Origin of the sequence: Alcaligenes sp., from assembly GCF_050255915.1 — a bacterium.
GTDB classification, from domain to species: domain Bacteria; phylum Pseudomonadota; class Gammaproteobacteria; order Burkholderiales; family Burkholderiaceae_B; genus Alcaligenes; species Alcaligenes aquatilis.
In genome coordinates, this window is record NZ_JBFWIQ010000022.1 from 1 (window position 1) to 13,534 (window position 13,534).

Annotated in this window: 16 protein-coding genes; 12 read left to right on the plus strand and 4 right to left on the minus strand. The window is 57.5% G+C overall.

The window, feature by feature from the left end:
* Nucleotides 1–530: 530 nt before the first annotated feature.
* Together AB7E06_RS18670 and AB7E06_RS18675 are read right to left on the minus strand one after the other, a co-directional pair.
* Nucleotides 531–1,199: a DUF6969 family protein gene (locus tag AB7E06_RS18670; protein WP_427958040.1), complete on the minus strand. Its 669-nt coding sequence runs from the start codon at nucleotides 1,197–1,199 to the stop codon at nucleotides 531–533.
* A complete protein-coding gene (locus AB7E06_RS18675) occupies nucleotides 1,186–1,773 on the minus strand; it encodes a cytochrome c peroxidase (protein WP_427958042.1) in 588 nt (195 codons plus the stop codon). The genes AB7E06_RS18670 and AB7E06_RS18675 overlap by 14 nt, the downstream gene beginning before the upstream one ends.
* A gap of 238 nt (nucleotides 1,774–2,011) precedes the next feature.
* On the opposite strand from AB7E06_RS18675, the gene AB7E06_RS18680 reads away from it, so the two are divergent.
* From AB7E06_RS18680 to mtnP, 5 genes are all read left to right on the plus strand, one after another.
* Nucleotides 2,012–2,869, plus strand: a complete 858-nt coding sequence (locus AB7E06_RS18680) for an AraC family transcriptional regulator (protein ID WP_269496406.1) — start codon at nucleotides 2,012–2,014, stop codon at nucleotides 2,867–2,869.
* A gap of 84 nt (nucleotides 2,870–2,953) precedes the next feature.
* Nucleotides 2,954–3,517, plus strand: coding sequence for a carboxymuconolactone decarboxylase family protein (locus AB7E06_RS18685; RefSeq protein WP_269496404.1), 564 nt, complete (start codon nucleotides 2,954–2,956; stop codon nucleotides 3,515–3,517).
* 83 nt (nucleotides 3,518–3,600) lie between these two features.
* Complete coding sequence (locus AB7E06_RS18690) at nucleotides 3,601–4,053, plus strand: DUF302 domain-containing protein (protein ID WP_427958045.1); 453 nt, start codon at nucleotides 3,601–3,603, stop codon at nucleotides 4,051–4,053.
* A gap of 19 nt (nucleotides 4,054–4,072) precedes the next feature.
* Nucleotides 4,073–4,771: a haloacid dehalogenase type II gene (locus tag AB7E06_RS18695; RefSeq protein ID WP_427958047.1), complete on the plus strand. Its 699-nt coding sequence runs from the start codon at nucleotides 4,073–4,075 to the stop codon at nucleotides 4,769–4,771.
* A 38-nt stretch (nucleotides 4,772–4,809) separates the two neighbouring features.
* Nucleotides 4,810–5,655, plus strand: a complete 846-nt coding sequence (gene mtnP, locus AB7E06_RS18700; RefSeq protein WP_427958049.1) for an S-methyl-5'-thioadenosine phosphorylase — start codon at nucleotides 4,810–4,812, stop codon at nucleotides 5,653–5,655.
* Between the two features lie 15 nt (nucleotides 5,656–5,670).
* Here mtnP and AB7E06_RS18705 read toward each other — a convergent pair whose 3' ends face one another.
* Together AB7E06_RS18705 and AB7E06_RS18710 are read right to left on the minus strand one after the other, a co-directional pair.
* Nucleotides 5,671–6,306 (minus strand): DUF1109 domain-containing protein, encoded by a 636-nt coding sequence (locus AB7E06_RS18705; protein ID WP_269496395.1) that lies wholly within the window; start codon nucleotides 6,304–6,306, stop codon nucleotides 5,671–5,673.
* The gene (locus AB7E06_RS18710; RefSeq protein ID WP_427958051.1) at nucleotides 6,303–6,866 is read right to left on the minus strand and encodes a sigma-70 family RNA polymerase sigma factor; all 564 of its coding nucleotides are present in this window, start codon (nucleotides 6,864–6,866) and stop codon (nucleotides 6,303–6,305) included. The genes AB7E06_RS18705 and AB7E06_RS18710 overlap by 4 nt, the downstream gene beginning before the upstream one ends.
* Before the next feature lie 198 nt (nucleotides 6,867–7,064).
* Here AB7E06_RS18710 and AB7E06_RS18715 point away from each other — a divergent pair, with 198 nt between their 5' ends.
* The 7 genes from AB7E06_RS18715 to AB7E06_RS18745 all read left to right on the plus strand — a co-directional run bounded on the left by AB7E06_RS18715 (nucleotide 7,065) and on the right by AB7E06_RS18745 (nucleotide 13,531).
* Nucleotides 7,065–7,976, plus strand: coding sequence for an HD-GYP domain-containing protein (locus tag AB7E06_RS18715; protein ID WP_427958053.1), 912 nt, complete (start codon nucleotides 7,065–7,067; stop codon nucleotides 7,974–7,976).
* Nucleotides 7,977–8,059: 83 nt separating this feature from the next.
* Nucleotides 8,060–8,887, plus strand: coding sequence for a DUF3047 domain-containing protein (locus tag AB7E06_RS18720; RefSeq protein ID WP_269496390.1), 828 nt, complete (start codon nucleotides 8,060–8,062; stop codon nucleotides 8,885–8,887).
* Nucleotides 8,888–8,960: 73 nt separating this feature from the next.
* Nucleotides 8,961–9,923, plus strand: coding sequence for an arsenosugar biosynthesis radical SAM (seleno)protein ArsS (arsS, locus tag AB7E06_RS18725; protein ID WP_427958055.1), 963 nt, complete (start codon nucleotides 8,961–8,963; stop codon nucleotides 9,921–9,923).
* A 58-nt stretch (nucleotides 9,924–9,981) separates the two neighbouring features.
* Nucleotides 9,982–10,860, plus strand: a complete 879-nt coding sequence (locus tag AB7E06_RS18730; RefSeq protein WP_427958057.1) for a phosphate/phosphite/phosphonate ABC transporter substrate-binding protein — start codon at nucleotides 9,982–9,984, stop codon at nucleotides 10,858–10,860.
* Nucleotides 10,861–11,754, plus strand: coding sequence for a phosphonate ABC transporter, permease protein PhnE (gene phnE, locus AB7E06_RS18735; RefSeq protein WP_427958059.1), 894 nt, complete (start codon nucleotides 10,861–10,863; stop codon nucleotides 11,752–11,754). It abuts the gene before it with no gap.
* Nucleotides 11,751–12,557 carry a phosphonate ABC transporter ATP-binding protein gene (locus AB7E06_RS18740; protein ID WP_269496384.1) on the plus strand — a complete coding sequence of 269 codons (807 nt, stop codon included), beginning with the start codon at nucleotides 11,751–11,753 and terminating at the stop codon, nucleotides 12,555–12,557. The genes phnE and AB7E06_RS18740 overlap by 4 nt, the downstream gene beginning before the upstream one ends.
* On the plus strand, nucleotides 12,554–13,531 hold the full coding sequence (locus AB7E06_RS18745; protein ID WP_427958061.1) for a hypothetical protein: 978 nt from the start codon (nucleotides 12,554–12,556) through the stop codon (nucleotides 13,529–13,531). Before AB7E06_RS18740 ends, AB7E06_RS18745 begins: the two co-directional genes overlap by 4 nt.
* Nucleotides 13,532–13,534 lie beyond the last annotated feature (3 nt).

The following is a 13,534-nucleotide window of genomic DNA, read 5'->3' on the forward strand; positions in this document are numbered from 1 at the left end:
GGACCCGCCACGCGGGGAGCGGGCCGTTTATGCCGCGAAAGCCAGGGCAGCGGGAATGGACTGCAGTACAGTCGGCGGTTTGGGCGGCGTACTCAGGGCAACGCACACCAGGCCCACCAGCACCTGACTGCGACCACCGGCCGCGCGGCGAGCGCCAATATCGCCCGTGGGGCGATCTGACTTTGTTTTTTCTGGGGGAGTGTGTGGTGGCTATGTTCCAGCCAACGGTGCAAGAATCAAACGGCTCTGGCACATTGTTCAAGCCCTGCGCAACACACAGTAGACGGCATCCACGTGCTGTTTCCTACCGCCCGCGACCGTGTTGAGAACAGGGGGCAAGGACTAAGATTGCGCGCCGACAACTAGCTGGTTAAACCTTTTGGCTTTTCCGAAATGCAGGTATGTATTCGCACCCCTTCGGAAACTGATGCACACAGTGCGTAACATGGGCCACATGCTCGACGTTCCCGATGTCCGATTAGGATACGTATACTTCAAGAATTTACCCTCTCACTGAGTCAGAGTGTTCGTCAGGCGAGCGTGGGTTGCGGCAGCCCCAATCGGCCAAACACTTCCAATGAGCGGTCTTGCAATACATTGCACTCAGGGTATTGTTCAAGTTGGCGATCCAAAGCCTCGTCGCGGGCATGCAATGATTCGGTCACCGGACCATGAAGGTAGTACGCGACCAACCCAGCGACCCAGCGGTGCCAGAAAGCCCAAGCCCCCTCGGCTCGACTGCCCCGCAGATCGAACTGCCATCCCTCAAAGAGCGTCACTGTCTCTGATGCACTTAACCAGTAATCGCCCACGACCCACTGGTTGACACTAAAACAATGTGAGGCCGCACCAGTGGCATCTAACTCAAATGCCACCAGATGAGTAATGGTGCCATCTAGCCCGGCGGCCTCGATCTCGGGCGTGCGCCACCGCTTAAACAGATGCAGGTGGGTGGTAACGCCCAGGCCTTCGCTGCCGTGCCGGTGCAGGAAATACTGTGCCCCGGTAAGTGGATCCTGGCAATCATTGTCCGGGTAGTGCAACGTTTCGTCTATCGGTGGCTCCGATCCGCACAGATGGTCTACCAAGCTAAGCCCGCCTGCACGTCGCTCACGCTCAAGCCCAACGAACGCGTTTGCCAGCGAACGTGCAGTTACCTTCGGTCCGAAACGCGCAGCCGTGACTTTACTTCTTCGCAAACCTGGCCTGCTCTGATAAAACGTAAGCAGACAAGTTCTGCAGGTCGGCCGAGTCCCAGGCCAACGGCTTGGTGGCCATCGGGCCTGCCATGCAAACCTGAACCGCCTCATCAGCAAATATCTCACCCACACCGTAATTCATCGAAGCCATCTGCATCAAATGAGGAAACGGCTTGGCAAACCCCGGGGTAAAGCCAGCGCCATCAGTGTGACAAGTCGCACATGACAAACCGTTCGACGAGAGCCTAGTACTTCTAAACAGGGTTTCACCGGCAGCAACCTGCGCAGCATTGGACGCACTGTAGTTGGGCTTGTACCCGGCTGGACGCTGTATCAGGCTTGCGTCAGCCTTGACACCGCACTTGGCGCCACATTTCGCCGCACACTTGGCACCACATTTCGCCGCACACTTCGCACCGCACTTTGCGGAACACTTGGCTCCACATTTCGTTGCGCTCGCAGCACATCGGCCTTGGCATCGCGAGGCGCACTTGGAACCACACTGGGCCAAGGCGGGTGACATTGAGATAGCCGAGGTCAACGCGAGTGCGGATAATTTGGCAAGGTTTTTCATAGGGTCTCCTTTGGCGATTGGGGTATTTCTGGTGATACACCCTTTAATTCGGTCGCGACGGGCGTTGGGTTACACCTGCCACGCATTATTTTTGCGGCCATCAAAAATGAGGCTCGATGCCCGAATGCTGCTACGCTAACCCAAGCACTATACTGGCCAGAGCAGATCACATGAATTTGTCTGGGCCAGACCCTCTAAGCATGAAAACAGAGCAATAAACGCGCCGGTTCCGTTATCAATGACCACCCTCGACACCTTGCTTGACCACTTCTCCATGAGCGCGGGGGTTTTCTATGCCGGAAACATCTGCGGCCGCCACGATTTCCAACGCGACACCACCAGCGCCCACCTGCACGTCATTCGCAGCGGTACTGTCAAGCTGATCGCCCCCGGGGCTGACGTCGTGACCATCACGGAACCCACCCTCGTACTGCTGCCACGCCCGGACAACCACCAACTGATCGTTGAGAACCCCGACGGAGCTGACGTCATCTGCGGCACCGTCCATTTCAACGCCGGCATGAAAAACTCCATCAGTGAATCCCTGCCGGATGTTCTGATGGTGGGGCTGGCTGACATCCAGGGGATGTCAGCCATTCTGGACGCCATGCTGGCAGAAGCCCGAGGTGAGCGCCCTGGGCGCCAGGCGCTGCTGAACCGGTCGTGCGAGCTGGTCATCATTCACCTGCTGCGTCACTGCATAGAACAGCAACTGGCCGAGCGCGGTGCGCTGGCCGGCCTGGCCGACAAGCGCATAGCACGCGCACTGACGGCAATTCATGAGCAACCGGCAAAGCCATGGACGCTTGAAGACATGGCGAACACTGCAGGCATGTCGCGGGCCCGGTTTGCCCTGCGGTTTCGCCAGATTACGGGAATGACGGCAGGCGACTACCTGACAAACTGGCGCATGATGCTGGCCCAGAAGCTGCTGAAAGCCGGCGAGCCCCTGGACAAAGTGGCCAATGCAGCTGGCTACGCAAACACCAGCTCATTTGCCAGGGTGTTTTCCAGAAGCATCGGCGAATCACCGGCACGATGGCTGAGAGCCAACCGGGTTGCGCCACTGACGCATGAACACGGCAATTCGCGATGATCGGCAAGAAACTCAAGACGAACAGACAACAAAGGAAGATAAACAATACCTATGATATCCACTCCGATCCATCAGGAGAACATCATGGGCAATCGTTACCTTTCCGAGCTGACTCCGGTCAGTCATGATACCGCCGAAGCGGGCCAGCGCGACATTCTGGAGTCGGTCCAGAAACAAATGGGGTTCATCCCGAACATGTACGCCAACATGGTCAACGTTCCGGGCGTACTGGATACCTATCTGCATGGCTACAACCTGTTTCGCAAGCAATCAGGTTTCAGCCCTGTCGAACAAGAAGTGGTTTTCCTGGCGATCAGTCAGGTCAACGGCTGCCAGTACTGCACCGCCGCCCACAGCATGATTGCCGACAAGGTGTCCGGCGTTCCCGCCAACGTGCTGGAGGCCATTCGCTCGGGCTCCACGATTCCCGACGAACGGTTGGCAGCCCTGTTTGCGTTGACGCAGTCGCTGGTTCGAAACCTCGGCAAACCCGAAGCCGAAAAGGTCGCAGCCTTCATCCAGGCAGGCTTCACTGAACAGCATGTACTGAACATCATTCTCGCCATATCGGTCAAGGTGCTCAGCAACTACACTAACCTTGCTTTTGGCACTGAACTGGACGAACGATTCAGCGCCTACCGGATTTAAACGGCGCCCACAACGGCGACACCAGATCCGTGACTTAGTCGCCGAGACAGTGCGCCAAGCTTACTCATGACAAGGAGATGACCATGGCACTACGCGCTACCTCGTTCATTATGGCGTGTTGCTTCGCCTCGGCAGCCGCAGCCTCAGAAGGACTGATAGCAGTCGAGAGTCCGTACAACGTCAGCGAAACAATTGACCGCTTAGAAGAGGCGGTCAAGTCTCGGGGTATCAATGTCTTCTTGCGGCTTGATCATGCACAGAGCGCGAAAAGCGTTGGCAAGCATTTGCGACCAACCGAACTTATCGTGTTCGGAAATCCAAAAGCAGGCACTCCACTGATGGAATGTGCGCAAACGGCGGGTATCGACCTGCCGCTCAAGGCCTTGGCGTGGCAAGACGCGGCGGGTAAATACTGGCTCGGGTATAACGACCCCAGGCAGATCGCATCGCGCCATGCAGGGGACAAGTGCGGTCCGATTGCGGACAACATTGCGAAGGTGCTTGGAAGCCTGGCGCAGGAGACCGTTCAGAAATGATCACCCGCAAGGAAACACAATGGCATTACGTGGACTGATACTTGATGCCTACGGAACACTGTTTGATATTCACTCCATCGCCCGGCTGGCTGAACAGCTGTTCCCGGAATCGGGCACACAGATATCGATGTTATGGCGCCAGAAACAGATCGAGTATTCACAGCTGATTTCCTTATCGGACCCCTCGCCGGGCGGCAGCCGCCATTACCGTTCGTTTCGGGAACTGACCGAGGCGTCTCTGCGATACAGTCTGCGACGCCTGAACCTGCACTTTAGCGATGGCCAGGTACAAACGCTGATGGGCGGTTACGATCAGCTGGACGCGTACCCGGAATGCATGGGTGCGCTTGAAGACATCAAATCGCTGGGATTGCCCACCGCCATTTTGTCCAATGGCTCGCCCGACATGCTCAAAGCGGCCGTGACCAGTTCAGGGCTGACCCCGTTGCTGGATCATGTGATATCGGTTGATCAGGTGCAACAGTTCAAGACCCACCCGGCCTGCTACGACATGGGGCCTGCCACCTTGCAACTCAAGCCTCAGGAAATTCTGTTTGTATCGTCAAACGCCTGGGATATTCTTGGGGCCACCTGGTACGGCTTCACTACGTGCTGGGTCAATCGGCAAGGAGTGCCGTTCGAAACCATAGGCCGGCAACCCCATCATACGTGTACCACTCTGTCGGCATTGGCCGAGATCCTTCATTTGAACGCCTGAAAAACTACCCTTCAACGCACAAAAACGGAGCTAAATCTATGCTGGCAATTATCGGTGGTACCGGCCTGTACACACTACCCGAGCTGACACTGGAAGAAAGCACTCACGTAACGACGCCGTTTGGCGAACCCTCGGGAGCCGTGCAACGCGGCCAGGTACATGGCAAGCAGATTCTGTTCCTGGCGCGCCACGGCAGCGGGCACAAGCTGCTGCCGCACGAAGTGAACTACCGCGCCAATATCTTTGCCCTGAAACAAGCCGGCGCCACCCAGGTATTGGGCTTTTCAGCGGTCGGCAGCCTGAAATTTGACTATGCACCAGGCGACCTGGTCATGCCTGAACAATATTTCGACTGGACGCGCGGCAAACGCGAACACACGTTCTTTGGTGGCGGCGTAGCCACCCATGTATCCACCGCTAAGCCAGTCAGTCGTGCGCTGGTTGACGGCTTTGTGCAGGCCGCCGCCGCCTCAGGCATCGCAGTGCACCGCGGAGCGACCTATGGCTGCGTGGAAGGACCGCGTCTGGGTACGCGCGCGGAAAGCACCTTCCTGCAACAGGCCGGATGCGATCTGGTCGGTATGACCAATATTCCCGAGGTTTTCCTTGCACGTGAAGCGCAACTGGCATACGCCACCGTGGGGCTAGTAACCGATTACGATTGCTGGCTGGACGACCCGGCACAGCACGTTAGCGCCACAGGAATTTTTGAGCTTTACGGAAAGACGATGGAAAAAGCCATGCGCGCACTCGACACGTTCCTGAAGCAACCGCCACCCGAGCCCGAGCCCGCCATACGCGAAGCCCTGAAAACGGCCATGCTAACACCCGACAACGCCCTGACAGTGGAACAGCGCTCGTGGGTCAATGTGTTGAAACGTTGATTGCTCAGAGCGGCGCTACCAGCGAAGCAAGCGGGGTCCCAAAGCCCCACCCAGCAACGTCGACAACCCTATTCCCAAGGTGTACCAAACCGCAACAAAGGTCGTTGACACCTCTGGGCAAGCCAGCGAATAGGCAAGCGCGCCACTGGCCCCTGCCGCCAAGCCCGCCGCGAAACCTGCGAAACGCAAGTGCGTTGGCGCCAACCCCTTGAACGCCCAGAACATGGCAATCATCGACGGTAACGAGAAAGCCAGCACCATCCAGGGGCACGCCAGCCATGTTTGCCCGAACAGAGCGAAGGCACGCTGTTCAGAGGGAGTGAGCATTAAGCTGACACCTCCCGCCATCAACATGACACACACAACCACCCATGGCAGATAGCCCCAGACCCCCTGGCGCACTCCCGGGCGAGCCAATCGACCCGCCAAGACCAGTGCTAACACCAGCAAGCCTGACCCATAAGCAAGCTTTATCCACGGCCCGGGTGTGAAAAGCGCCGACGCAGGCAATAGACCCATCATGAAAACAACCAGTGAAACGCTCATGAACAAGCCCAACGTCGCTGCCATACCCATGCGCCGAACTACCAGCTGCCTGGGTGCTGGACCTGCCGATTGGGCTAGCAGTGATATCAAAGTGTCGGTTCTCATTTCCTATACCTCACTATTTGCATCATTTTCTTCAAACCACGGTGCACCTGCACTTTGACCGCCGACTCGCTGGCGCCCAACGTTTGCGCCGCCTCAAGCACCGACAAACCCTGTAGTTTGGTCAACTCAATTGCTCGTCGCTGGGCCTCGGGCAAGGCGTTCAATAGCTGCTCCAGATCACGCTTGGCGGTGGCATCCGGGTCTTCGCTCACTAATGCGCTGTCCAGGGCTCTCTCGTCGAAAACATCGTGCAACGCCCCTGTTCGTCCATGTTTGCGCCAGTAATCGACAAGCTTGTAGCGAGCAATGGCAAAGCACCAGGCTGACACAGGCACAGATGGATCGTAGGTCCCGCGCTGCACATGCAGCGCAAGTAACACTTCCTGAACAATGTCCTCGACATCGTTCTGGGCCCCGGGCAAACGACGGCGCAGATGCGCCCGCAGACGAGCAGCCATCATCCCGAGCGCCTGCCCATAGGCAACCTCGTCCCCCGCCTGCGCCTGCAGCCAGAGCGGTTTCAACGCGGCCTCAAATGTTTCGATGCTATTCGAACTCATCGCGTAAACACTAATTCGTCATTTCGGGCTGAAAGGTTACACCAAAAGCGGGGCCTCTCATCTGACACAAATTCACAATCCCGGCCACACAAACATTTTTATGGCTGTCTGTAACCGTTTGCCGACAACAAACGAACTTGTGGGTAGCAGAAGCAAGGCCATTTAACTCGACCAACAAAATCAAGAACTGGTGAGCACATGAAACTCCTATCTCGAATGATGAAAAGCCTGGAGCGTCGAGTCGATCAAGCTGCCCCCCTGCACAAGTCATTGCTGCACAGCCTTTTGGTTATGGCGTGGACCGTTGAGGCCCGAGACCCCTATACGGGCGGCCATCTTTGGCGCGTTTCACGCTATGCCCGATTGCTTGCGGAACAATCTGGCCTCTCGGAAGAAGACACCGCCCGTATCGCCATCGGGGGCTTTCTTCATGATCTTGGGAAAATCGCGATACCGGACCACATTCTGAACAAAAAAGACCGATTGACCCAAGAGGAATACGAGACGATCAAAACCCATCCTGAAATTGGGTGGCGTGTGATCTCTGGCCATCCACTGGCCGCTTTGGCCGAAGCCGGCATTCTGTACCACCACGAGAGACCTGATGGAACCGGCTACCCCAGGGGATTGCGATCAGCGGCAATTCCAGAGGACGCCAGAATTATTGGAATATGTGATGCTTTTGACGCCATGACCAGCACGCGCCCCTACCGCAAAGGAATGTCGAAAGAAGACGCTTTGTCAGCTATTGAGCAAAACCAGGGAAAACAATTCGACCACGCGCTCAGCAATCATTTCCTGGCTGTCGCAGACACAGGAAAGCTGGACCACATCATCGGCCACAGTGACGAGGGTATTCCACTAAGAAATTGCGTCGTTTGCGGACCAACACTGGTTTTTAAGCGCCACCAGCAAGCAAACGACTACGTTTATTGTCGCAGCTGCGCGGCAGAATACAGAACCGAAGCCTGTAATGGCGATCTTGTTGCGACCCCGACGGGCAAACGTGGTCAACCTTGGCAACTTCAGCCAGAACTCGACACAACAACTATTGACGCACTTATTCAGCAATCACTCCCCGCGTTGTCTGAATTGTCCATCGCGCGGTAATGGCGCAAAAAAAAGTGTAGTTGATGTAACTTTCGCTAGTTACGTAACGAATTTATCAGTAGTTTGGCCATCGGAGAACACTCATGCGCAAGCTACGAGTAAGCAACACGATTAACAATGGCATGCCACACCGGGCGAAAGCAACACGGTATTTATCCTGCATTTTTTTAATTATTTCCGTCACTCCAGGATTGAGTCAGGGAGTCACCGAAGAAAACTTGTCGGCGACGGAAGCAAACACCAAAAAACTTCAGCTGTCGAATGGATTAGACGAATGGGATCATGTTCAACTGAATAAAAACGTTGCTGCGAACCAGTTTGAAGCCACCCTTTGGGATGGACAACAAGCGATAAAAGTCCAATCCCGCGCCAGCATGTCACTACTGGCCCGCCCTATTAAGGTTGACCTTTCAGAAACACCGCTGCTGTGCTGGCGCTGGCGCATCGACGCGCCACTGAAAGCCGCCGACATGACCACCAAAGCCGGCGACGACTATGCGGCGCGGCTTTACGTCAGCCTGGCCCTGCCGGAGGCCGAGAAAGGCTTTCTGCTGAATGCCCAGTTAGCCATGGCACGTGCCATCTGGGGCCCGCAGGTACCCGACGCTGCCATCAACTACGTGTGGGATAACCGACAACCCGTGGGCACCGAACGCCCCAACGCGTACACCGACCGCACCACCATGGTGGTGCTGCAAAGTGGCCCGACGCGTGCCGGCGGGTGGGTGAATGAGTCGCGTCACCTGCCCAAGGACATGGCACGGCTGTATTCAGCCAACGCCACCCCGGTGCAGATTGCCCTGGCCGCTGACACCGACAATACCGGCGAAGCGGCAACCGCCGGTTTTACAGACATTCATTTTGCACCTGAATCCACCGGATGCACTTTCCCGGCAAGCCAGAACCCGTAGGCTATCGGACAAGAACCCGCTGGCCGAGCCGCCGGCACCCGCAACACCCAGAACCTTCTACCGGAATCTTTTCATGCGACCCACTTTGCCTTTGCTGCTGAATACCGACTTCCCGGCCATCAAACGCCATACCCTGGAAACCCTGCAGGTGAACCTGGGCTACAAATGCAACCAGACCTGTCTGCATTGTCATGTGAACGCCGGCCCGAACCGTACCGAGATGATGTCGCCGGACATGGTAGACATGGTGCTGCAGGTGCTTCAGGCGCAAGGCATTCAAACGCTTGACCTGACCGGCGGTGCGCCCGAACTGAACCCTCATTTCCGTCGCCTGGCGGCTTCGGCACGCGCCCTGGGGGTACGGGTGATCGACCGCTGCAACCTGACAATTCTTTCCGAGCCCGGCCAGGAAGACCTGGCGCAATTTCTGGCCGAAAATGGCATCGAGGTGACGGCTTCGCTGCCCTGTTATTCGCCGGCAAATGTCGACCGCCAGCGTGGCGACGGCGTGTTCGAGCGCAGCATTGCCGGCCTGAAACAGCTGAACGCATTGGGCTATGGTCACGATGGTTCGGGCCTGGTGCTGAACCTGGTGTACAACCCGCAAGGGCCATCTCTGCCCCCGCCCCAGGAAGCCCTGCAGGCCGACTACAAGCGCGAGCTCATGCAACACTTCGGCATCCGCTTCAACCAGCTGTTTGCGCTCACCAACATGCCGGTGCAACGCTTTGGCAGCACGCTCGTCAGCAAAGGCACCTTTGCCACCTACATGGCCTTGCTGAAGCAATCGTACCGTCCCGAGAACCTCGAAACCGTCATGTGCCGCAACACCGTCAGCGTCGACTGGCAGGGCGACCTGTACGACTGCGACTTCAACCAGATGCTGGGCCTTCGGCTGAACCTGAACGAGGACCGCCCGGCTCACCTGAAAGACCTGCTGGATGCGTCGCTGACCGGCCTGCCGATTCGCATTGCCGACCATTGCTACGGCTGCACGGCCGGACAAGGCAGCAGCTGTGGCGGGGCACTGGTTTAATCAATAACCGTACCTTCATTGCGACGCGATCATCTTGCAAACCTGTTGGAATCGAACAATGAATACACTTCACCGTCTACTTTCTCCGCTTGCTGCCCTTTTGCTGTTAGCCGCAGGCCTGAACAGTGTCTTCGCGGCAGAGCCCGCACTCAAATTCGGGGTAGGCCTGTTTCAGCCAGACCGTGACAAGAACGACGCCACCTACCAACCCCTGGCCGACTACCTTGCTGCGCGACTGGATCGCCCGGTTCAATTGCGCACTGTCGACAGCTGGGAGGGTCTTGCGAAATCGCTGGCCAACGGCGAAACCGACATGGCCTTGATGGGGCCGTGGGGTTATGTCCTGGCCAATCATGAAGCCGGCGCCCGGGCCATCTCGACCATACTCTACGACGGCAAGCCGGAATATTTCGCCATTACCGTCACACACCCTGATTCCGGTATCAACAGCCTGGCTGACCTGAAGGGAAAAACGTTTGCCTTTGGCGACAAGGGTTCGACGTCCGGTTACCTGATTCCCTTGCATCACATGATGATGCAAGGCATCACACCCGAGAACTACTTCGGGCGGGTGATCCATACCTCGCATCAAGCCATTGAAACCCAGGTTACACAACGACAACTCGATGCCGGCGCCGACTACAACCGCAACCGGAATGCCATGATCGAGCAAGGGTTGATCAAGGCCGAAGACTCGAAAATCATCTGGACCTCTGCCCCTCTGCCGAACGATGCATTTGCCGTCAGCACCGCACTCGCCAATGATGAATCGCTGGTCCACGCACTACAGGCGGCGCTGAATGATGTCGGCGAGGCGCTGAAAAGCAACCCCAAACTACTTCCGCCGCACTACACCGGGTTTGTCCGCCGCGACAACAGCTTCTACAAGCCCATCCGCGATGCCGGCCTGGCCACCGGAAAGCTGCAGGCGAAGTAAATGAGCCTCCAGGCCCAATCGCGGGGCTTTATCCCTTACTTCAGCGGCCGGCTTGGATTCCTCGGGCTCGGCCTGGCCTATGTGTTGCTGGTTACAGTATGCATTGCCACGTTGGCGCACGAAAATGAACTGTCGCTGGGACGCAACCCGGTTGCCAACCTGCTCAAGACGGCAGGCGAATTCGCCCACCCCAGTTTTCTGGATGTCTGGTTCGGCAATACGCACCTGGAATACAAAAGCGACGATGGCACCGTGCTTCGCGTCGAGAACCGCCAGGAAGTCGAACTGGACTATCTTGCCGGGCTCGGGCGCGCCACCTGGACCACGATTCGCATTGCCACGCTGGGTTCGCTGCTCGGTGCCTTGCTAGCCCTTCCACTGGCCGTGCTGACCGCACGCAACCTGGCGGCACCCCGGTTGTTTGCCTGGGTGTCAAAAGGCATTCTCGACGTCGCCCGGTCAATCCACACACTCGTTTTCGGGTTGGTGCTCGTCGGCATTGTCGGGCTGGGCCCAACCGCCGGCATCCTGGCCATCGGCCTGCACTCCATGGGAACCTACGGCAAGCTTTTTGCCGAAGCCATCGAAGCGCTCGACATGGCCGCCATCGACGCTGTCCGCAGTGTGGGCGCAACGCCCGACCAGGTTTTCTTCAACGCCGTTTGGCCGGCGGTGCTGCCGCAATTTGTCTCCAGTCACCTTTACGTCTGGGAGTTCAACATTCGCGACTCGACCATTCTGGGACTGATTGGCGCCGGCGGACTCGGCTTGCTGATTACAGAGGCCACTGCACTGTTCCAGTGGGGACGACTCGCAACCGTCCTGATCGTCATCGTACTGATGGTTTCAGCCTTTGATGCCGTCAGCCGCCGCATACGGAAGGCCTTGTCATGACTACCCGTACGGTGTCCTTTCGCCAGGTGCAGTGCATTGCCAACGGTCGCGTACTGCTGGAAATAGGCTCACTCGACATACAGCAAGGCGAACGTGTCGCTCTCGTAGGCCATAACGGCGCCGGAAAATCGACGCTGCTGCGACTGCTCACCGGCTTCGTGCCAGCGGTAAGCGGCACAGTTGACGTACTTGGCCGAAACCTTGCAGGCAAATCATCGAACAATGAACTGCTTGCCTTGCGCCGCGAGGTTGGACATATTCATCAAGGCCTGCACCTGGTGGATCGGCTGAGCGCACTCGAGAATGCCTTGATTGGCAGCCTCGGCCGCGTCAACGGATGGCGTAGCTGGGTACGATGGTTTCCAGCTGCTGAAATCGCCCGTGCCGAAGCCGCACTACAGGCTGTCGGCCTGCCGAGCCGGACACGAGCAAGAGCCGACACCCTTTCCGGCGGTGAACGGCAAAAAGTGGCCATCGCCCGACTACTTGTTCAGCAACCAAAGCTTATTCTGGCCGATGAGCCCACCGCCGCCCTAGACCCTGCTGCCGCTGCCGAAGTCTGCCACTTATTGGCCCAGGCGGCCCGTGGGGCTGCCCTGATATCTGTCGTGCACAGCCCCGTATTGCTACCCCTGATTGCAGAACGCGTTATTGGACTGAAACAGGGGCGAGTGGCGTTCGACTTGCCTGCGGCAGCGGTGGACGAGGCCACCCTGACGAATTTGTATCGCCCAGATGAAGAGCCCGCACGGCATGTCCGGGTCATTCAAACGTCCCCATGCCAACAGGAGTTTTGCTCATGAGTGAACACGCCGGGCGCGTCTGCCCTATCCGCTATCGTTATGGCGCCGAGGCTATCGCGCGGTTGCCCGAAATCGAATCCGAAACACTTTATGTCGTCGGCGGCCTGTATGGCAACGTGCCTGCGCTCGATGCCATCGAGGCCATGGCAGTAGCTGAAGCGGGGCCGGTTTCGCTGATTTTCAATGGGGATTTCAACTGGTTCAACATTGATGATGCCGGGTTTGAGCACATCAATCGTCGCGTTCTGTCGCATCACGCCATTCTCGGCAATGTTGAAGCCGAGCTGGGCACCGATGGCAATGAGGCAGGATGTGGCTGCGCCTATCCAGACCATGTAGACAGCGCCGTAGTGGAACGCTCCAACCGTATCCATCAACGGTTGAAGCAGACTGCAGCACAGCATCCGCAATTACTGGCCCAACTGCAGCAATTGCCGATGATCGCCCGTTTTGTCGTTGGAGGCCTGCGGATAGGGGTTGTTCATGGTGACGCCGACACACTGGCTGGCTGGCGCTTCGATGCTGCGGCGCTAAGCGAACAGGAAAATCAAGCCTGGATCACCGACGCTTTTAACCGAGCCGGGGTCGATGTCTTTGCCAGCACGCATACCTGCCTGCCGGCGCTGCACAGATTTGGCTCGGGCCTTGTGGCCAACAACGGGGCGGCCGGCATGCCCAACTTCAAGGGCCTGCGGTTCGGCCTGCTCACCCGCATCAGCACCCGCCAGACACCTTTTAAGGCCGTCTACGGTGAACAGCAGCGTGGCGTTTACGTTGATGCGGTGCCCGTTCACTACGATCACGAGGCATGGCTTGAACATTTCATGGCCAACTGGCCAACCGGGTCAGATGCCTGGGCCTCGTATTTTCACAGAATACAGAACGGGCCAAAGCACGGAATCGATGACGCACTGCGGGGCTTTGATCAAGCGAACATCAGACCGGAAATTCTAAGCACATGCTGGCAGGAATGAAGC